The organism is Bradyrhizobium sp. I1.14.4, from assembly GCF_050435825.1.
Classification (GTDB): domain Bacteria; phylum Pseudomonadota; class Alphaproteobacteria; order Rhizobiales; family Xanthobacteraceae; genus Bradyrhizobium.
On sequence record NZ_JBNDLA010000048.1, the window covers coordinates 1 to 20,521 of the forward strand.

Here is a 20,521-nt window from a genome sequence, read left to right on the forward strand (position 1 = left end):
CTTCAACCTTCCGCCGCTCCGCGCGGCGGCCTAACCCCGGCAGAGGCTCCACTTATCGACGCGGAGATTCTGTTCAGACAACCGGGACCAGCTCTAAGGTCTAACTAGAGAATGCGGTTCAAGTGTCGGGCCGCCACCTGCAAGGCTCTGACGAGCGCTAAAAAAGAACCACATGCCACTGTGTCCATGCGGTCCCGCATGTGAGGTACGGGCCCCCGCAACAGCCCCCCTGTTGGTCGGGACCGCAGAGTCGGCGAAGTGGCCAGCCAATACCTGATTCATCAGCCTATTCAGGTCTGGCTGCGACGGCGATGGATCCTACCAGTTCTAGGAGGAGATTGCGGGGCCAAAATCAACTAGAGATTTCTTGAGGCAACGACCATCCGGTCGCAGCCAGAGCCCAAGCTCGTAAGGTCGGTGCCCCATTGGTCGATCTCGCTGGCCTCGCGCGGAGCCTGCCGTATGTCCCCGAGACGCGGGCGCTCGGTCTACTATGGCTCGACGACAGGTTTGGGGGCAGCAACGCGGCCGCGGTGGAAGCGCGCGGACTTGAGAACTGCGCCGATCTGGCCAAAGCATGGGTACTGATTGAGCCGGATGGCCCGATCATCTTGACCAAGCCAGTGTCATGGCTTGCTTTGGAGCTGGGCAGGCGAACTACGTCGCCGCCGCTACGTTCGATCTCCCCGTCCTCGACGGGAGGTCTCCACATGCTCGGCAGTTTCTGTTCAAGCCCGTACGCCCCGTCGCGCTGGCGGAGCAATCCTGCCGTGAACTCAGGCGACAATGGCCGGAAGTGGAGCCAGTAGTGAAAGCTGTGATCCTCGCGGGCGGCCTCGGATCCCGAATCTCCGAGGAAACCCACCTTCGGCCCAAGCCCATGATCGAGATCGAGATCGAGATCGAGATCGAGATCGAGATCGAGATCGGCGGCAAGCCGATTCTGTGGCACATCCTCAAAATCTACTCGCACTATGGCATCAACGATTTCGTGATCTGCTGTGGCTATAAGGGTTATCTGATCAAGGAATACATCGCCAACTACTTCCTACACGTGTCGGATGTCACCGTCGACATGACAAAAAACCGTATGGAAGTCCACCAGCATCATGCCGAACCTTGGAAGGTGACGCTCGTCGATACCGGCGAGAAGACCATGACGGGTGGTCGGCTCAAGCGAGTTGCTAATTACCTGACGGATGAGGACGCCTTCTGCTTGACCTATGGCGATGGTGTGGGAGACATCGACATAACCGCATCGATCGCCTTCCACCATCGCCAGGGTACGCTCGCCACTCTAACCGCGACCTATCCGCCTAGCCGCTTCGGCGCCTTCAAAATTTGTGGTGATCACCGTGTCGCCAGCTTTAAGGAAAAACCTCGGGATGATGGGGAAATGATCAATGGTGGCTTCTTCGCCCGCACGGCCGAAATGATCAAGTACCCCAACAACGCAATTCTGGCCACCCAGATCTCCATCGTGAACGAGGTAGCAAATCTCTGCACTGCGGTAGGAGGTGTCGACGCCCTCGATGTCATGCGCGGCGTCCATCTCGACAAACGCTGGTCGCCGATCACTCCCTTGGGCCGCCTTGCTCCACAGATCCTGACTTATCTCGTTCCGGGCTGTGGGTTCGGCGGGCTTTCCAAAGGACGTACAGGCGCTGCGCACACAAGGCGAGAGCCTTGGCCTCCCGATGAACGTGCTGAATGCCGTTCTCGACGTGAACGCCGCGCAGCCGGGCCAGACCGTCTCTACCCTCGAGCGGAAGCTCGGAGCCTTGTTGGGCCGACGAACCCTCGTTCTCGGCCTTTCCTTCAAACCGAACACCGACGACGTCCGAGAATCCGCCTCGATCAAGATCGTTCGCGATCTTCTGCGGGCCGAAGCGGAAGTCAGGTGTTACGACCCGCTCGCGACGGAGAACTTCAAGCTCGCCATCGGGATTGCCGCGAACCGTATTCAGTTCTCGTCTGACTGGCGGCGCGAGGTCGAGTGGGCCGAGATCGTCCTCATTGCGACACGGACACAGGAATACGGCGAACTCACCTCGTTGCGAGTCACCGGCAAGACGGTGTTCGACGCGCGTCGACTGATCAATCCAGCCGATGTAGCCCCGGCGGACTACCTTACCATTGGCCGCCGCCTGAATTGAGTCGGGCCATGATCTTCGAACTGACACCCATATCGAGAGCTTTTCTCGTCAGCCTCGAGCCTCGCGGCGTCGATCGCCGCTTTCTTCCCCGCATCTTCTGCGCCGAAAGGTTCGGCGCGCCCGCGGCCTGGCGACGGGGTTCCGCCAAATCAAGACTTCAGCGCTCGCACAGCGCTTCATCGAAAAGGTCGTGGGTGTGCTTGAGAAGGGTCAATCCAGTCATCCAGTCGTGTTGGCAGCGGCGGCCGGCTTGGCATGTTCTCGTAAACCCAAGCTTATCTTGCCGATGTGTCGCCACGGAGATCGTCACGGCCATTCCAGCAATCAACGCGACGCGCTCGCTTCTGTGTCGGGCCCATCTCGAATCCTTGTTAGCCGCGGGAAGGCCCATACCCATCCGCCGGAAGTCACTTATACCAATCCTCAAATTGATCGACCGATGTAGGCCCAATCGCGGCGCGCAATTGACATGATCTTCCACGGCTGATCGATGAGAGTGTTCCAGGCGTAACAGCAGTGATCGACGATGTTGTCATAGGATTTGAAGACGCGGTTTGACAGCCAATTCTGGCGCATGAACTGCCAGATATTCTCCTGGCTGTTTAACTCGGGCGAACGCGGCGGCAAGGGCATCAGCGAGATGTTGTACGGGACCTTCAGCTCCTTCGCTCCGTGCCACCCGGCCTGATCGAGGATGACGATGACGATGGCGTGGGCGCCAGGGCTGACCTTGCTGGCGATCTCGTTGAGATGAAGCTGCATGGCTTCGCTGTTGCAGAAGGGCAGAACCAGTGCCGCGCCGATTCCGAGCTCCGGGCACACGGCCCCGAACAGGTAGGTCGACTGCGTACGCTGGTTGTGAGCGGCCCGCGGCCGCGATCCCTTTCTAGCCCAGCGATAGGTGAGCTTGTTCTTCTGCCCCACCCGCATCTCATCCTGGAACCACACCTCTACCGGCGTGTTCGGCGCAAGGCTGTTGCGGATTTCCTCCACGCGAGCGTGGAATTTTTTTTAAATGCCTCAATCGCCTCGGGATCCTGCTTGTACGTTCTCGGCCGGGCGCTGACGTGTGAGAAGCCGAGGTCCTTGAGGGCTCGATAGACCGTATCGTCTGACACCGAGATGCCGAACTCCTCATACAGTCGCATGATCAGGTCACAGGCCCGCCAGCGCACCACGCCATGGATCGGCGGAGTCGGCCCTTCGTCCACGATCCGCGCCAGAAACGCCCGGTGTTTCGTGTTTAGCTTCGCCGGCGCACCTGGCGCGGGAATATTGATCAGACCGTCAGGCCCTTGCTCGTTGAATCTGATCACCCAGTCGCGAAGCGTCTGCCGGTCTATCCCGCCGACCTTGGCGGCCTCCGCCCGCGATGCGCCATCGAGCACGGCAGCGATCGCCAGAAGGCGCCGGACCTGATCGCTGTCCTTCGCTCGCCGCGCGAGCCGGCGCACCTCAACCGCTGCAAAATCCCTTCGAACCGCAATCGGCTGGCCCATGGCAACTCCCTCCAGTTGCCATGTTGAACCATCGATCCTCTGATTTGGGAATGCCGCCGTGAGTCAGCACCTCAAGCGGATTGGTATTATACCCGGTGGACGAACTTGACGCGTGGGATCGAAAGAACCTTGTGATTTGTAATACATCGAAAGGACTGAACGCGAGCTAGCGTTGGGGCGGTTACGATCACGGAAAAGCATCCACTACCACCGCGTCCCAACATGGACTAATTAGGATGGACATTTCAGTGCTTACAGAACAATCCGATTCCGCACTCTAGCTCGCCCAGTTATAGGGCGATCATTTTCAATGCGGTGATTGCACTGGATGGATACTACCTAGCTGCGCGTGTCGGACGATCTGTCGTAAGGTTCTATTCCAAAAAGCATGAGCAGAAGAAAGTCAAAGTAATGCTTGCCTAATACTCGCACTTTCGCGGTGGTGCTCCTTGAACGGTGCGAGCATAAGGAGCGGTTCGATGTTGAGACCACCTAGATTAACAGATCCCCCGACCTGCTGAACGAACGCAAACACTACTACTGGCGCAGTCGTACCCAACCCGTCGTGCCGACCATCGTGAAGCACCGGCGACGATACAGATACAATGTCGACGGTTTTCGCGCCGTGCGCTACGACGTGCAGATGGATGGCTATTTCGTACTCATCTACACCGGGTCGGATTGGCGGCGCGGCTGCGAATGGCGCGGGACGACGAAACACCCGGCCTCCCCCCTCGCACGGGCGGTAACATCTGGTTCTCCGATCGAACTTCCGCGTTGATCGCGCGCGACAAGCAGCACTGGTGCAAGTCGTGCGGTATTTCCCAGACATCGAGTTAGAGTTCGACCCGAACTCGCACTTATGACCCAACCGACTGAGAAGTCTGCCGAGTCGTTTCGACAGCAGCTCACGCGATGCAATTGAGCCCTTCATTTGATCGCAGATTTGACTTTGATAGCGGTTTCGGGACCAATTGAATTCGCAGCTTTAGTGAACTACTAGCCGGGTCGTGTCCCCGGTGATGGTGTAGCTCGGTAGAGCAAAGCCGCCCGGACGCGCGCCTCAAATAGCGCCGTAGCGGGCGGGCGGCTTTGCGGTGGTCACCGGCGATTCGCCGGTAGGATCGGGTTGCGACACGCCAACGCAACCGAGGAACCACCGATGACCGATGAGATGATGAACCTGCGCACGCTCGTGGAGAAGACTCCCGATGGGGCGGAGTTGGTCGGCGACCTTCCGCCACTGGGCTCGTGCGGCCTCGGCATCGTCCTGGGCAAACGCGGTGGCGATGAAGGCGGAGACGACACGCCGCCCGCTCTTGCCGGCATGCGCCAGCGCGTTGCGCATGAAGTGCACGCGGCAACGCTGCCAACTGGCGTTGAGCACCTTGTGGACCGTGGCCTTGCACATCAAAGCCCTGCGCCGGCAAATCGCGAAGCGCCCCGAGCTGCCGCGAGCGGTTGTGCGACGTTAGCCGCCGGCCCTTGATCTGATATCGCACTTCGGCGCCATCGGTGGCGTCGGCATCGCGCATCGAGTTCGGCGCCTGCTTCCAACCGAAGGCGCGACAAAACAGATGCTCGGCAAGATCGCCGACGGGATTGTTCGAGCTGCGGATGACGCCGCGCCGGCGAAGTTCCTCCGATACCGCGGCGTGCATCACGAGCAGCTCCGGCGGCGTTAAGTCTCTCAGATCTCGCAAAAGTTCACCTAGCGCTCGCGCGGCTCATACATAGCATCCGGATATGGAAGTCTGCCGTTGATCGTCCTAAGGAGCGCGAGATAGCTGCGCACAGCCTTCTGAAATTCGATTCCGTCACCGATCGGTCGGTCTTTGAATGCATGAATAGCGTTTCGACGCTGCTGCACCAGTTCGACAAGCGCGTCGCCTTCGGCGCCGAGCAGCTTTTGCGCTTTGCAATAGTTGCGCAGCTTCTCCAGTCCGAGGCCGTCCGGGGCGTGCGCCACTTGCTTTGCGTTGTCGTAGGCGTTTGCCTTCTTGAGATTGTCGATGTCTGTTTTGTAAGTTTCGTACCACACTGACAGGAGCGTCTTGATCGTGCCTTCGACGAGACTTCCCAAGTTGGCCCAGGCCAGGATGAGTTCCGCCGGGGTGAGCGCGTTGGATGGCTCGCGCATCCAGAGCCGCAGCGAGCCCGACAAAGACGCTTGCCAATCGAGACGTGACTTTCCGAGCAGGCCGGCGGCGACGACAGGAGCCCAGCCGTCGCTCTTCGACCAGAACTTGGCGATGCCTTGATTCAGGGTCTCGATTCGATCGACCACTTCCGTGACCGCCATCGCATCAATTGATTTTGGCACAACCTTTTTGACGAAGCTCAACGCTGCAGCCATCTCTTGTCCCTCGCGCGCCAGGCCGACCAAAGGCGGAGGTGCTGGGCCACCTTCTCGATCAAGGTATCGCATATCTCTAGAAGACACTGCCGAGGCTGCACGTGAGCCTGCCGCTTTCCCCCGGTAGCTTGCTTATCGAAGTGGGCCGTGTTTGTCTGTCATCTGTAATTAACGTTTTTTGCGAATTGTTGCTGATAAAGCAATGGACACGGTCGCTGACCACCTGTTATCCTGTGCGCTTAAATTCGCACTTTCCGCCAAGTGTTGCATATGGAACAAAGCCCTCCCCGTCTTCCTCAAGGCCGCGCACAGCTAGTCCGCGTCCTATCCACCGCGGGAGACGTGATCCACGTGGATGACGTCGCCGACGCCCTTCAGCTCGACCGCATCGCGGCCGCCCAGCGCCTTTCGCGCTGGACCGAGCAAGGTTGGCTGAGACGCGTGGGCCGGGGGACCTATGTCGCTGCGTCGATCGATACTATGGGGTCCGACCGCGTCCTTGACGATCCCTGGGTTCTCGTCCCCGCGCTCTTCGCGCCAGCATACATCGGCGGGCATACGGCGGCCGAGCATTGGGATCTCACCGAGCAAATCTTCAAGGACATCCTCGTGATGACCGCACAAGCCTTGCGTCAGAAGCGCCAAGAGCGGCACGGCGCGCTGTTTTCGTTGAAGCACATCGATGAACGGAAGCTCTTTGGCACGAAGAGCGTCTGGCGCCATCAGACCCGCGTGCCCGTATCCGACGTGCACCACACGGTCATCGACATGCTGGATGATCCCGCGGTCGGCGGCGGCATCCAGCACGTAGCCGATTGCCTTGCTGCCTATCTGCGACGCGGCGATCGCGACGACGAGAAGCTCATCGAGTACGCAGTGCGTCTCGGCAACGGCGCCGTCTTTAAGCGCCTCGGATTTTTGGCCGAGCGCTTGCCTGACGGTGCTGAGCTCGCCCGCCTTTGCGAGCACCATCTCAGTGGCGGCCATGCGAAGCTCGACCCTACCCAGGATGGATCGCATGTGGTGACAAAGTGGCGGCTGCGCGTGCCCCAACGCTGGGCTCGCGAGGGAACGACATGATCGATAAGCGCGAAATCCTCGCCGTCGCCCAGCAGACGTCCCTCACGCCACACGTCGTTGAGAAGGACTATGTCCTCGGATGGATGCTCGCCGGCATCCACGGGCACGAGGATCTCGCGGAAAGTTGGGTGTTCAAAGGCGGCACGTGCCTGAAAAAGTGTTTTTTCGAGACCTATCGCTTCTCCGAAGACCTCGACTTCACGCTTATTAAGCCGGAGCAGCTCGACGCTGGCTTTTTGAAGACCGTATTTTCTGAAATCGCTGAGTGGATTTACGAACAGACTGGCATCGAGATTCCAGCCGACAAGCAGGAGTTCGAGATCTATCAGAACCCGCGCGGACAAATCTCGTGCCAAGGCAAGATCAGCTATAAGGGACCTGTCTCATCGACCCACGGCCTTCCGCGCATTAAACTTGACCTGACAGCTGACGAGCGTGTCGTTCTACCGCCCGTTCGCGCGCAGATTTTTCACCCGTACACCGACGCTCCAGACGAGGGCATCAACGTCCTGGCTTACGACTACATCGAGGCGTTCGCCGAAAAATTCCGAGCGCTCGCCGAGCGAACGCGTCCACGTGACCTTTACGACGTCGTGAACCTTTACCGAAACGGCGAGGCGCGCCCGGAACCGCGGCGCTTTATGGAAGTCCTACGCGCCAAATGCGAATTCAAGGGCATCGGTATTCCGAGCATAGCTGACCTTGAGCCTCACCGTGCGGATCTTGAGTCGGGCTGGATCCACATGCTGGAACACCAGCTTCCTGCGCTCCTTCCCGTGGCAACCTTCTGGGATGCGCTCCCAGAAATCTTCGCCTGGCTCGAAGGCGCCGTCCCGCATCCCCTCGCGGCGATGCCTATCGGCGCCGGTGACACGCTTATCCGCGAACGCATCATCGACCTGCCTACCGGCGGCCGAGGCCAGAACTATATCGAGATGATCCGCTTCGCTGCGGCTAACCGGCTCCTTGTAGAAATCGATTACCGGGACAAGCAAGGCAACCGGTCCACGCGTGCGATCGAAGCCTACTCCCTCCGCCGCTCGCAGGCGGGCGACGTACTCCTCATGGCCGTGCGCGCCGACAACGGGCAGTCGCGCAGCTATCTGGTCGATAGCATCCTTGGGGTCACAACTACCCAGACGCCATTCTCGCCGCGCTACCCGATCGAACTTACGCCATCTGGCCCTCAGAGCATTCCGCAGGCGACGAACTCGGGCTCAGGAGAGGGCTTCGGCGTACGCTATGCGCCGGTTATTCGGCGTTCGCCCGCCCGCAAACCGACGCGCAGCGCAAGTTTTGCCGGCACAAGCGGACCAACTTACGTATTCAAATGCTCAGTCTGCGGAAAGACCTTCAATAAGAAGAGCTACGACGCGACGTTGAATAAGCACAAGAACAACCGGACGGGCTATGAATGTTTCGGCACGTTCGGAACCTTCGTAAGAACGAAATACTAGCGAGACCGCGGTCAATGGTTGAAGAGAACAAACCTGGCGGCAGGGACGCGGACGAGACAGATCCGTATGAAAACGATCCGTTCTTCAAGAGGTTCTTCGATGGCCAGTGGAACGCTTGTATCGACAGACAAGGGCACGAGGAGAACTATATCGACGGGTACATAGAAGCAGCCATTGAACTGGCGGACGCAATTTTTGAGAAGCAACTGATCGGGAAGCGCGATACGCTGGTGCTACCGATCCTTTACAACGCACGGCACGCAATCGAGCTCGCCTTGAAATTTGCGACCGAGCATCTGATCAAAGCGAGCTTGATCAAGGACGACGGGCGTAAACTTAGCCATAATATCAAGGCTAGAGCGTGTTGCGATCAAAGCGGATTGTATCCGCAATGACGGATATAGTTGGTGAGCTGCACCCGGTTCCGAAGACACCAAGTTAGGTGTTTTATGGAGCAGGAGGTGTGTCACGGAGAGACGGAAGTTCACGCGAGAGTTCAAGCTTGAGGCGGTCAAGCTGGTCAAGGACCGTGGGGTGTCGTACGCCCAGGCCGCAGAAGATTTGGGCGTTCATCCGACGCAGCTGCGTAACTGGGTGAAGGCTTTGGCTGATGATCCGGAGCATTCGTTCCCTGGCCAAGGTCAAATGAAGCCCGAGCAGTCGGAGATCGCGCGTCTCAAGCGCGAGGTCGCCAAGCTGAAGGCCGAACGAGACATCCTAAAAAAAGCCGCGGCCTACTTCGCGAAGGAATCGACGTGAAGTTCGGTTTCATTGCGAAGCACCGGGGGGTCTGGCCGGCGGAATGGTTGTGCGAGGCGCTCGGTGTCTCGCGAGGTGGGTTTTATGCGTGGCTGACAAGGCCACGCAGCCGTCGCGTCCAGAGTAACGAGGATCTCGGCGCGAAAGTCCGTGCCAGCTTCCTTGGGAGCGACCGGACCTATGGCGCCAGGCGCGTGTGGCACGACCTGCTCGCCGAAGGGGTATCGTGCGGGCTGCATCGGATCGAACGATTGATGCGGCTGCAGGCCCTCAAAGCACGCCCGCGACGGCGGCGTCTGCCGCCGGATCTGGGTGAGCGGCAGGCCGCCGCCGTCGCTCCCAATGTGCTCGACCGCTCCTTCGAAGCAGCCGCTCCCAACCGCAAATGGATTGCCGACTTTACCTATGTCTGGACGACCGAGGGGTGGCTCTACGTGTCTGCCGTCGTCGATCTGTTCTCGCGGCGTGTGGTCGGCTGGTCGATGCAGACCGCCATGACGGCACAGCTCGTCACCGACGCGCTGGTGATGGCAATCTGGCGACGGGGCAAACCTGACGCGCTGCTGCATCATTCCGATCGCGGCAGCCAATACACCAGTGAGCAGTTCCAGCGATTGATGGTCGATCACGGCGTCGTCTGCTCGATGAGCCGTTCAGGCAACGTCTGGGACAATGCGGCGATGGAGAGCTTCTTCTCGTCGCTCAAGACCGAGCGAACAGCGCGCAAAGTGTACCGAACAAGGGATGACGCCAAGGCCGACGTGTTCGACTATATTGAGCGCTTCTACAATCCGAAACGAAGACACTCGACGATCGGATATCTGAGCCCTATGGAGTTCGAACGGAAGGCCGGATTAGCTTAAGCCGGTGTCAACAGAACCGGGTGCAGCTCAAGACTTGTAACGGCGACATGGAGCATATCGACAAAGGACAAGCAACCGAACCGAGAATTGGATTTTCTCTTTACACGACGCAGGCGCGGCCAGGAAGAGCGGTCAGGGATCCAAACAATCCACTGACGACAAAGTGCGGTATCGATACCGACCCTAGTCTTGATGAGGAATGCCAACGAATTCGGATCGAGATGTTCGTCCCTGTTGTTCAACCTCAGCCGTTTTGTCTGAAAAAGACGTTTGCTGATTTCTGGCTCAATCGGCTCGGCTTTGATTGGAGTCATCGGATGTCACCTAGCGTCGTTCTGTGCTCTCGGGACATCAAACGGGATGTAAAGTCTGGTATTACTTATGCAACGAAGGACGCTCACTGGCGCCCTGAAGCAGTCGTGGATCGGCTGTGGTGCAATTGAAACGCGCGATCAAGGCGTCGATGGCGGCGGCTTCCTGAGCGGCTATCCTTGCTTGATCCAGCTTTAGCGCTGTCTATTTCGGTAGTGGTGCCGGCGCTAAACAAGAGCATCAAAGCAACTTCTCACCGGCCGCCCCAAATGGGGCGGCCGCTTTTTTGCCCGGCGGTCATCCCAGTTGGTGGCTCCTATCATTGTGATGTCGCTTGTTCGCCGATCTCGGACCTCGCTCGATGGAGCTTAGAATGTCTGCTGTTGGCGCTAGAGGCGACTTGCGTTCGTGAGCGCGACTGATCAAAATTCCTTTTGCGAGAGCGACCGTGAGGAAACGTGATGATCACAAACCGTCACAGCTTACAGTCCCCTGTTGGCGTCCCCTGCTACAACTGCACGCGCGAAAACCATCGCTTGTTCAATGTGATGCGCGTACTAAAGCAGTTTCCGCCGGATTTGAATCTGAGGGATTCCCAAACGGTTAGCGATGATGGAGACTCTGTGCATTGATTCTCCTTGCCGGAGGGGGCGGGCGGTGCCGAAGGCCTATTCTTGTGACCTGCGGGAGCGCGTTATCGAGGCCGTGGCTGCGGGCGCGTCACGGCGCGAGGCGGCCGAACGTTTCGAGGTGAGCGTAGCATCGGCGGTCAAGTGGCTGCAGCGCTGGCGGGACGATAACAGCGCCGCTGCGAAGCCGCGCGGCGGAAGCGTTTCGCCACTCGAAGAGTTCGCGGCAGAGATTTTGGCTGCGATTGCGGAGCATCCAGACCTGACCCTGGTGGAGACGCTTGCAGAGCTGCGCAAGCGGAGAATTCGAACCAGCCGCAGCGCGCTCTGGCGTTTTCTCGACCGTCACAACATCACCTTTAAAAAAAAGCCTGCAAGCTACTGAACGGCAGCGAGAGGACGTTGCCCGAGCACGCCGACGTTGGATACGAGAGCAAGGTTTTCTTGATCCCGCCCGGCTCGTTTTCATCGACGAAACTGCGGTCAGCACAAATCTGGTGCGGCTCAGGGGGCGTGCGCCAAGGGGTGTCAGGGTGATCGGTGCCGTTCCGCTGGGGTCATGGGAGACGATCACTTTCGTGGCGGCTTTGCGCCACAATAAAATGACTGCCCCGATGGTGGTCGAGGGAGCTATGACCGGAGAAATGTTCCTCGCCTATATTGAGCAGTGCTTGGTTCCAACCCTCCGGCGCAACGACATCGTGGTGATGGATAACTGCCGAGTTCACATGGCTCCTGCCATTAGGGAAGCGATTGAGAAGGCAAAGGCGAGCGTGCGGTATCTCCCGAAATACTCGCCTGATCTCAATCCGATCGAGCTGCCTTACAGCAAATTTAAGGCGTACCTGCGTAAGGTCGCGGCACGAACAGTTCCGCATCTCACTCGCGCGATCCGTTCGTTCATCCCACAACTAAGCCCAAGCGAATGCGCCAACTATTTCGCTCACGCAGGCTATGTTTCAAAATGACCGGAATCCGCTTTAGTGGTTTCATACACAACCACCCCACCACCTCCTTTTCGATCATGTTGGATCATACTCGATCCCTCTGAAACACCTATAATATTGATGCTTTACTCGCGTTGCGCACTGGGGGCGGATATGGCAAATTGGGAGCGGTTTGAGGGATAGGAACGGGCTTCCGCTCCCTGCAAACGACCCCCTGTTCTTCCTCGACCGATCCCAGTGCGGAACAGAAAAAACGCCATGCCAAGCCTGACCGAGACCGCGATCCGACACGCGCTGAAGCGCGTCGAACTCAGCCGGAAACAAGAAAACCTCGCAGATGGCGAGGGCCGCGGCACCGACCGTCTCGTCCTCAAGCCGATGCCGAAGCGCGTGACCGCCGACTGGATGGCGCAATGGCGCGACGGCAAACGCAGCAAAAAAGAAGCTCGGCGCCTATCCGTCGACGTCCTTGGCTCAGGCGCGTGAGATCTTCAAGCGCGACTACGCCGATGTGATGGAGCATCAAGATCGCAACAGACACCCGCCCCGGCACCGTCGCCGATCTGTTCGAGGGCTATGTCGCGTCGCTCAAGGCCGCCGGCAAGCCGTCTTGGAAAGAGACAGAGAAAGGCCTCAACAAGATCGCCGACACGCTGGGGCGCAACCGACTCGCGCGCGAGATAGAGTCTGAGGAGATCGTCGAGCTTATCCGGCCGATCTACGAATGTGGCGCCCGCTCGATGGCCGATCACGTGCGATGTTACATCCACGCGGCTTATAGTTGAGGGATGAAATCGGACAATGACTATCGGAATACATCCCCGCGCCGCTTCCGTATCCCATACAATCCAGCCTCGGAAATTCCGACCGAACCCAAGGTCCAGGGCACGCGCTGGCTTAATGAGGAAGAGTTCGTGCAACTCTATCGCTGGCTGGAATGCCCCGATACGCCGGTTCATCCCTCCTATCCTCGCGCTGTGCAGCTGATCATGTTGACCGGTCAACGCGTCGAGGAAATCGCGCGCCTGCATGTCGATCAATGGGATGCGCCGGAGAGGATCATCGACTGGTCCAAGACCAAGAACCTTCAGCCGCATGCCGTTCCAATGCCGTCGCTCGCCATCGAGCTGATTGAGTCGATCAAGCCAAATAGATACGGCTGGTTCTTTCCCTCAGCGAAGGACCCATCCAAGCCCGTGAGCCACGGTACGCTCTATAGCTTCGTTTGGCGCCAACGGGACCGCGGCGTGATCCCCTAGTCGGGGTGCGACGGCCGGCTTGACCTGAACGACTGCGGGCCCGAGGACACAACGCCGCCCAAGAACGCATGCAGCTCCAGGCTCCGAGGAACCGCTGGCGTTGCGGCATAAGGAAGTCTACAGGCGCCACTTCCTAAAGCGGACGAGAAAACGGGTGCCGCGGATATCGCCACGCCGACGGTCCAGTTAGCCAAGCTTCGGTTTTGAGCGGACAGCCTCTTCGCGAAATAGAGGCTTACCGCCGTGGAGCCTGGAAGGCAGGCGCGCCAAGGATCGGCCTCATGGCGATCGCAGCGCAACGAGTATCGGCGGATTTGTCGCGCCGCTCAGGCTGCAAACCTGCACCGTCTCTTACGTGCGGCCGAGTGATTTCAAGTAGTTTTGCAACCCGGTCGAATCCAGCTCGGGACGAACCGCTTCGTAGCGCGTGATCGAATCCTTGATGGTTTCGATTTTGATCGTATCAAGCTTTCCTTTATTGGCCTGCGCCTTGATGGCATTTGACAGAACGTTCTTCACGTCAGCCGCAGGCAAACTGCTTCCCATCTCGGAAACCAGATTGTCAAACACGAGCGACGGCAGTTTTGTATTGGCAACAAGTGCCGGCGCATAGGCTCCGAACTGGGGATCGTTGCGCGCAAGTCCCTTTGCGGCCGCCGCTCGAACTTCGACGGGCGCGGCTTCGTTAAGCAGATAAGTCTTGATCTTGGCGTGGTACTGTGAGGTTGACGAAAGATAAGAAATCGCCTCGGATTGCGCCTTGAGCGAACTCTTGTCCAGGAAGCTTGCGGCATAACTCGCGCCAACTTCAGGCTTTGCAAGCGTGATGTATTGCATCGCCTCGACATCGGAAATCTTCTTTTCCTTGTAGGACGTCTGCACGGATTGCAAGGCAGGCTCGTCGTTCAACGACGCCAGGCTTGCCGCCGCGATTTCGCGAACCGACTGCCGGGAATCTTGCATCGCCTTGCGAAGAGCGGCGACCGCCTTGGGAACGGACTGGTCTCCGCCATGCATATGAGAGTCCAGCGTCGGTCCGTGGTTCATCATGACGACAATCGAAGACAGATATGTTGCCGCTGAGGTCGCCAGACCGACGTTCTGATCTCCGAGCAGAATGATCGCTGGATCCAGTGCGGCGCGGGGATAACCAACGCGCAACTGATCGAACGCCGTGAGCCGTTGTTCGGCGGTCACCTTTGTGTCGGAGATCGTCGCAATGAGAGATTTTATCGCGGCCTGGTTTTCATCGTAATAGCTCTGGAGTTCCGCCGGAACGGCCGTCTGCGCGGTCGATTGCGTCGACAGCAGGCACAACGTACTGGCGGCTATTGAAAAACTGGCGGCAATTTTCCATGAGCTGCTCATCGCTCGTCCGATCGCTAGTTGTTCAGGAGCTCGCCACGAAATCCGATGTCGTCGTAACAAACTCCGTTGGCATTCTCCAAATTCGTTTTTCCTAGATAATCTACCATCTTGGCGGGAAAAGGGGGAGAGTCCGGTGTCAATGGTAAACCTTCGGAGGCGGGGAACGCAAAGGAATGGGGCAACCACGTTGCCATTTCATCGGTTCCGGTCGCCGCCTTGCCCCAAGGCCACATCTCGTCCATGGCATATAAGCCTTTACGAACACGCCCATTTGCGGCTGCTCCGGGGTACTGACCGGTCGGAGCATACGAAGCCTCATCGGCCCCATTGGAGGTAAACCGGTTATAGGCAGCCTGCCAGTGGGCCCATCCCCGATCGACGTTGGCATGAAGCAAAAAGAACAGAGGGTCGCTCGGAGAGTCGGCGCCGCCGAGCCAGCCCAGGACTGCCGCATGTGCGTTGTTATGGTAGTTGAGCTCGAAGGAATCCGTCGTCGGGCGATATTTCTCTGCCCGGTTGGGGCAGTTCGCCGGGTTTGCGAGACAGAGAATATTGTCTAGGTTTTTGGCGCTCACCGCGGCCGTGTCCGGAAAAACCTTGAAGCGGCGGATGGTCTGGCCGGCCTTGCTCCATCCACGGATTGGATTGTTTGCGCTGAACTGAACTTCCGTGCTGCCGGGAGTGAGGCCGCCGATGAAATCTTGATCGAAAAGCTTGGGCGCCGCCGCGTCAAACTTCCAGTATGGCAATGAGACCGTCGGATCGATCTCCTGCAGCTCTCTCTCGAAATCCAAAAGGAATGCCCGGTGCCAAGGCAGGAAGTTGCTCACAAATTGGCCGAAGCCCGAATGAATGCCGAGATTGAATGCGTCGGCATGCGCCGTATAGAAGTCTTCGTAGCGTGTTGGTCTCGCCTGGCCACGCTTTGTCTTCCAAGACGCTAGCGCGCGCAAAAACGCATTTCTTTCGAGCTGGGACAGTTTTTCGGCGTTCTTGCGAACGCGCACCATGATGGCATTCGAGGCAACGATAGTCCCGTCCGTCCGCTTTGCCTGGATCGTGACATCCTTGGCACCGAATGACGGCTTGAGGCCGACGACATAAAACTCGGTCCAGCTTCCATCGCCCTTGAGCACCAAGTCGAGCTTGCCGACAGGCACGGCATCAAGTGAAGACGCTGACGATAGAAATCCCGCGTCTCCGGCGATCGGCGGGTTCATGGACGCGCTTAGAACGATGGGCGTGTCCGCGGGCCCTGTCGAGGGAGGGAGTAGCCGAATCCTCGACTTCACGGGCGTCCAGCAGATGAAGTCATCTCCCTTGCTCGCGGTCTGGCGGATTTGGATTTCGGCAAGAGCCTGCGCTTTGGCAGGGGCCGGCAGAAGGCCAGGGATTCCAGCGAGCAAAAAGAAACACGCGACGATTTTATGACGCATGGAGCTTCACAACTTGGTGCCAGATGGAAAATGAAAGGTCGGAGCAAGAGCGGCGTAAACAAAACAAGACACATTGCAGCAATGCACAAAAGTTAACACCGGCAAGCTTCCCGTCAAGGGGTATTCTCCCAAATTGCAACTTCGATACATCCGCAACCAAATGGCCGCGGAGAGGTTCCGGTTTCCACCTATTTAGAGTGACTTCCTTTTACTGCCACCGCGACAGTGACGCCGACGCGCCACCGTGATGATTGAAATGCGGCGTGATCTGCTGTGGTCGGGGACCTCTTGTGCCGGTCAACCCGGCCCACCTCTGCACGGAACAACTTTGGTCATGTGGAAGTCGCTGCCGGCCGAGAAGCATCCGACGCCGGAAGCACAGATTAGAAGCCACAAAACTCTTGCACGAGACTTGCGGCACCAAGTCGCGTGTCATCTGCCAGCGTGTGGAAAACGTCAAGTTGCTAAAGCGTGCGGAGTCGCGCAAAGATCGTCAAGGTGTATCGTAGATCCTTATTGTTTATTTCATTGGAGATCTCACATGCCCGCCCTTGCATTTTCCAATAACGATATTGCGGTCGTGGCCTGGACGTTTGAAAAGCGGCTCGACGGCTGCCTTGGCTTCGCCGTGTACCAGCATGATCTCGCGACTGACGTGGAAGTCGCCCTACCCGCGCTCGCACGGTTCGCATCGCAGGACGTCCAAGCCCATTTAACGACCGAACAAGCCCCGGTCCAGAAGTTCTGGTGGAAAGATCTTTATGCGCATCGTGGCAGTGCCTACCGCTATCGCATTGTGCCGATGGGCGGGACACCAGGGGCGCTAAAGCCGCTTGCAGGCGTCGAGCCACTTGTGAGCAACGATATCACGCTCACGCCGGACCGCCCGCCCTTCAAGGCCTATTTCAACCGTGGCATCGTCGCTTCGCAATCGGTTATTCACGCGCTCGGCGACAAGGCTGATATCAACATTCTCAAAGGCCATATCACCAATCCGGCAGACCCTCTGCGAGCCCGGTTGATGGGTCAGATATTCGAGGGTGTCACGTCGCTGCTTGATCGCGCTGACACGTCGCGCGGTACCATTAATGCCGCCTTGTATGAGCTCGATGACCCGCGGGGGCTCGAGGTCCGCCTGCAGGCGTCCGATAAGGGCGATCCGAAGAGCCGCACCGTGATACTCGGCAACGAGTGGCTTCACGATGACACGACGGGTGAGGATATCGAGGACGCCGATGCCGACAACCGAAAGGCCCTGAAAAAAGCGGGCGTTCCCGTTATCGACCGCATCGTCCAAAAAGGCCGCATTCCTCACAACAAGTTTATGGTTCTGACCTCGACTGGCAAGCCCGCCGCAGTTTTGACCGGCTCGACCAACTGGACCAGCAGCGGACTGTGCACGCAAACCAACAACGCTCTCGTGATCGAGTCGCAGCGCGTCGCGGAGCGCTACATCGACTATTGGACCGAATTGAAGAAGGATATTGATCAAGCGGCCGGAAACCAAAAAGCACTCCAAGGAGATGCTCTGCGCAGCTGGACACACACGAACAACAACAACGCTCGGATTCAGTTGGAAGACGGCACGACCGAGATCGAGGTGATGTTCTCGCCAAACACGAAAAATCCGCTGGCGAGCCCGCCCAAGGAAGTACCAAACGACGTCAAACGAATGTTCGATTTGGTCGCCGGCGCCAAACAAGCAGTGTTGTTTCTCGCATTCGATCCCGGCAATAATTCAATTCTCGACGCCGCAGGGCAAGCGCTTGCGAAAGATCCCAATCTCTTTGTGCGCGGCGCACTGACCAGCACGCAACGCGCCGGAAATTTTAGTCAAGCTCTGCATCGCGGTGAGGAATCGGATCATGGCGACGGCGAGGACATGCATGTCGCCGTCATCGGTGAAGCTGGAATATCGAAGAGAACGCCAAAAGCGGCGAAGAAAGCAAAAGGCAAGAAGAAGCCGAACAGCGCCGTGGACTACCGGGCCATTCCGGCGGGCTCGCTAACTAAAAACGACGCCTTCGGCGCCTGGGAAGGAGAACTCTACAAGTACGGTCATGCGATCATTCACAACAAGATTGTTGTCATCGATCCTTTCAGCGACAATTGCACGGTGATCACCGGCTCCCACAACTTGGGATATCGAGCCTCCAGCAACAACGACGAGAACATGGTGATCATTCACGGCCATCGCAGTCTGGCGCAGGCCTATGCTTGCCACGTGCTCGACGTCTACGATCACTATGCGTGGCGGTACTGGCTACACAAGTATCCCGACCGTTTCGGAAAACCGCTCCGCGAAGACGCGGGATGGCAGGATAATTACATCGTTGGAGCCGACGAAAAAGCGCCAGAACTTCGCTTTTGGCTCTCGTCGGCACGGAGCGGCGTAGCTGGGCCGGCGCCCTCAACGACGCGTCGGACCGGGAAACCGCGTGGAACTGCCGCGAAAGCCGCCAAACCAAAGAAGAAGTCGGTGAAAGGCAAGAAGACGACCAAGAAGACCGCCAAACGAAAGGCCGCAAAAGGGGCCACCAGCAAAGTGGCGAAGAAAAAGAAGATAGCGAAGAAGAAGCGGTAACGATACGCTGATCAAGCCGGGCGTGGCGCGAGTGATGGAAATCGTTCTCTCAAAATGGCTCGCTGACTTGTCGGACGGACGGCACTCCGTCGCGAAAACTGATATCCAGGATCAGATTGAAGATGGCCGGATCCCAGGAAGGGGGATATTCGCCATGAGGCGCTCCCAGGCTGTGGGCGAGGTTAGGAATGTTGCCGTGATGCCAGCAGACGACCGTAAGCTTGCCCTCGTACCGATTATGGTTGAGCAGGTGGTGAGCCAGCGCTTGGTAGTCCTCGTCCGCAAACCACCGGTCGATCTGAAGACCAAGCGAGGCGGATACGTCTTACGCCGGCAAACGGCTCGTCCAGCCGCAGAAGCTTTGGCGGAGCCACCAGCGCACGCGCAAGCTCGACCCGCTTCTGCACGCCATAGGGCAGCGTTCCGGCAAAGCGGTCGTGAACGTCGTCGAGACGTAGGAAGCCGATGACCTCTTTCGCCCCAAAGCTCCTTCGGAGAGAACTGCTCTGGATTTAGAGCGAAGTACTCTGGACCGGCGGGGACTGACGACGGGATGGATCGATCATCCAGCATTCGCTGAAGCTCGCCTGGAGAGAACTGCTTTGGATTGAAAGTAAACTCTTCTGGATCGACGGAGAGCGACTGAGCAGCGTGATCGTCCTGTCGTCCGCGAAGCTCGTCATGCAAGTCCCTTTCCAGTCGCTCAAGCTCCGCTGAAGGGACGGAGACTGGGGATGGGATGGATTGATCATTCAGATGATCCAGCACTCGCCGAAGCTCCTCCGGAGCAATCTGCTCTGGATAGAACGCGACGTGCTCTTGGACGAAACCCGACCGGGCGGATTGATTATCCCGCCGTCCCTGAAGCTCCTCTCGTCGAGTGTCAGCTTCCTGCAACACGCTGTGCTGCGCAGCGGTGGCGCCGACGCGCCTCGGCCTGCACAACGGCTGATCGACAACTTCGAGCGCAATCAGCGTGAAGACCGGGACGAAATCCGCGGCCTGCAAAAGCGGATTGAGGGTTTGGTAGGCGAGATCGGCGCTCTTAAGGGGAAAGCGTCCGGCGGAGAGCAGAAGGTCCGCGCCCGCAGTGCGAGGTCGTCCGGTTCACGCCCCCGCTGAGCCCGTCGGGCAGGTTGTCCGAAATTTGTATAGGTATTTCGGACGCCTTTTTTGCCTTTTGTCCGAAAAAATGCTACAATTTTCAGACATGGACACCGACTCGCCCGACCTCAAGACAGCCATGCTCGACCGCGTCCTAAACTCGCCAAGCCCGAGTTCGATGGCCCAAGCCTGACGTTACGTCCCCAATTGACGAACAACTGGTCAACGTGCTCGAGGCTACCTGACGAATAGTTTGGCTTGGTGAGCACACGTGATCAAAGAACAGAGCCCGCAACGTAGCGTGATCGTTACGGACCGTCACTTCTTGCAGCCCCCTATTGGCGCCCCCTACCGTCTCTGCGCTTACGAAAAAGGTCCTATATTCAACAACATATGCGCAGCAGTGGTTTCTTGCACAATCAACTCATCAGCTCGCCATGCATGTACACGACCACCTATAGCTTCGATGCATCGATCACGCGCAAGCCATTGCTGTCGTCCTTCGGACCGTTGAGCGTCTATGATGTAATGGACATCTGGTCCGCGTGGGCGGACCGCTATAGTCGCCACCGGCGGGCGTGCCGCGCTGCGCGCTCTATCCGGCGGCTACCCGTTACTCTAGTACCCACTTTTCTTGGATCGTGAGTCGTGATTCAAGGTCGGGATGATACCCGAAGCAAGAGAAGTCCACCTTTCGAGGAAAGATCGCAAG

Annotated in this window: 13 protein-coding genes and 4 pseudogenes; 11 read left to right on the forward strand and 6 right to left on the reverse strand. The window is 58.2% G+C overall.

The annotated features are described in order from the left end of the window. Positions 1–808: 808 nt before the first annotated feature. Positions 809–1,978 (forward strand): glucose-1-phosphate cytidylyltransferase, encoded by a 1,170-nt coding sequence (gene rfbF, locus ABIB78_RS37580; protein WP_429034106.1) that lies wholly within the window; start codon positions 809–811, stop codon positions 1,976–1,978. Beyond that, positions 1,860–2,156: pseudogene (locus ABIB78_RS37585) on the forward strand (UDP binding domain-containing protein); the annotation flags it as partial. The gene rfbF and the pseudogene ABIB78_RS37585, both read left to right, overlap by 119 nt. 423 nt (positions 2,157–2,579) lie before the next feature. Here ABIB78_RS37585 and ABIB78_RS37590 read toward each other — a convergent pair. From ABIB78_RS37590 to ABIB78_RS37600, 3 genes and pseudogenes are all read right to left on the reverse strand, one after another. Next, positions 2,580–3,655, reverse strand: a protein-coding gene (locus tag ABIB78_RS37590; RefSeq protein ID WP_429034107.1) for an IS630 family transposase whose coding sequence is annotated in 2 segments (ribosomal slippage) — positions 2,580–3,158 and positions 3,161–3,655 — 1,074 coding nt in all. Because the reading frame shifts where the segments join, the coding sequence is not laid out codon by codon here. A gap of 1,192 nt (positions 3,656–4,847) precedes the next feature. Next, a pseudogene (locus ABIB78_RS37595) lies at positions 4,848–5,126 on the reverse strand (transposase); the annotation flags it as partial. Positions 5,127–5,366: 240 nt separating this feature from the next. After that, positions 5,367–6,011, reverse strand: coding sequence for a hypothetical protein (locus tag ABIB78_RS37600; RefSeq protein WP_429034108.1), 645 nt, complete (start codon positions 6,009–6,011; stop codon positions 5,367–5,369). A gap of 270 nt (positions 6,012–6,281) precedes the next feature. Here ABIB78_RS37600 and ABIB78_RS37605 point away from each other — a divergent pair, with 270 nt between their 5' ends. The 7 genes and pseudogenes from ABIB78_RS37605 to ABIB78_RS37635 all read left to right on the forward strand — a co-directional run. Then, positions 6,282–7,091, forward strand: coding sequence for a type IV toxin-antitoxin system AbiEi family antitoxin domain-containing protein (locus ABIB78_RS37605; RefSeq protein ID WP_429034109.1), 810 nt, complete (start codon positions 6,282–6,284; stop codon positions 7,089–7,091). Beyond that, entirely contained in the window at positions 7,088–8,548 is a 1,461-nt protein-coding gene (locus ABIB78_RS37610) for a nucleotidyl transferase AbiEii/AbiGii toxin family protein (protein ID WP_429034110.1), read from the forward strand. Before ABIB78_RS37605 ends, ABIB78_RS37610 begins: the two co-directional genes overlap by 4 nt. Positions 8,549–8,562: 14 nt before the next feature. Next, complete coding sequence (locus ABIB78_RS37615) at positions 8,563–8,943, forward strand: hypothetical protein (protein WP_429034111.1); 381 nt, start codon at positions 8,563–8,565, stop codon at positions 8,941–8,943. Between the two features lie 121 nt (positions 8,944–9,064). Next, a protein-coding gene (locus ABIB78_RS37620; protein WP_429034118.1) for an IS3 family transposase occupies positions 9,065–10,170 on the forward strand; the annotation gives its coding sequence in 2 pieces (ribosomal slippage) (positions 9,065–9,278 and positions 9,278–10,170; 1,107 coding nt in all). 20 nt (positions 10,171–10,190) lie between these two features. Further along, positions 10,191–10,613 (forward strand): hypothetical protein, encoded by a 423-nt coding sequence (locus ABIB78_RS37625; RefSeq protein WP_429034112.1) that lies wholly within the window; start codon positions 10,191–10,193, stop codon positions 10,611–10,613. 526 nt (positions 10,614–11,139) lie between these two features. After that, a protein-coding gene (locus tag ABIB78_RS37630) for an IS630 family transposase (RefSeq protein WP_429034113.1) occupies positions 11,140–12,079 on the forward strand; the annotation gives its coding sequence in 2 pieces (ribosomal slippage) (positions 11,140–11,486 and positions 11,485–12,079; 942 coding nt in all). Positions 12,080–12,316: 237 nt separating this feature from the next. After that, positions 12,317–13,314: pseudogene (locus ABIB78_RS37635) on the forward strand (tyrosine-type recombinase/integrase); the annotation flags it as partial. Positions 13,315–13,668: 354 nt separating this feature from the next. Here ABIB78_RS37635 and ABIB78_RS37640 read toward each other — a convergent pair. Together ABIB78_RS37640 and ABIB78_RS37645 are read right to left on the reverse strand one after the other, a co-directional pair. Next, positions 13,669–14,685, reverse strand: a complete 1,017-nt coding sequence (locus tag ABIB78_RS37640; protein ID WP_429034114.1) for a hypothetical protein — start codon at positions 14,683–14,685, stop codon at positions 13,669–13,671. Positions 14,686–14,699: 14 nt separating this feature from the next. Further along, complete coding sequence (locus ABIB78_RS37645; protein WP_429034115.1) at positions 14,700–15,905, reverse strand: tyrosinase family protein; 1,206 nt, start codon at positions 15,903–15,905, stop codon at positions 14,700–14,702. 757 nt (positions 15,906–16,662) lie between these two features. On the opposite strand from ABIB78_RS37645, the gene ABIB78_RS37650 reads away from it, so the two are divergent. Next, positions 16,663–18,705, forward strand: coding sequence for a phospholipase D-like domain-containing protein (locus ABIB78_RS37650; protein ID WP_429034116.1), 2,043 nt, complete (start codon positions 16,663–16,665; stop codon positions 18,703–18,705). Between the two features lie 326 nt (positions 18,706–19,031). Here ABIB78_RS37650 and ABIB78_RS37655 read toward each other — a convergent pair. After that, positions 19,032–19,184, reverse strand: a pseudogene (locus ABIB78_RS37655) (ATP-binding cassette domain-containing protein); the annotation flags it as partial. Between the two features lie 265 nt (positions 19,185–19,449). Between ABIB78_RS37655 and ABIB78_RS37660 the strand changes: the two are divergent. Further along, complete coding sequence (locus ABIB78_RS37660; protein WP_429034117.1) at positions 19,450–19,827, forward strand: hypothetical protein; 378 nt, start codon at positions 19,450–19,452, stop codon at positions 19,825–19,827. Positions 19,828–20,521: the final 694 nt, after the last annotated feature.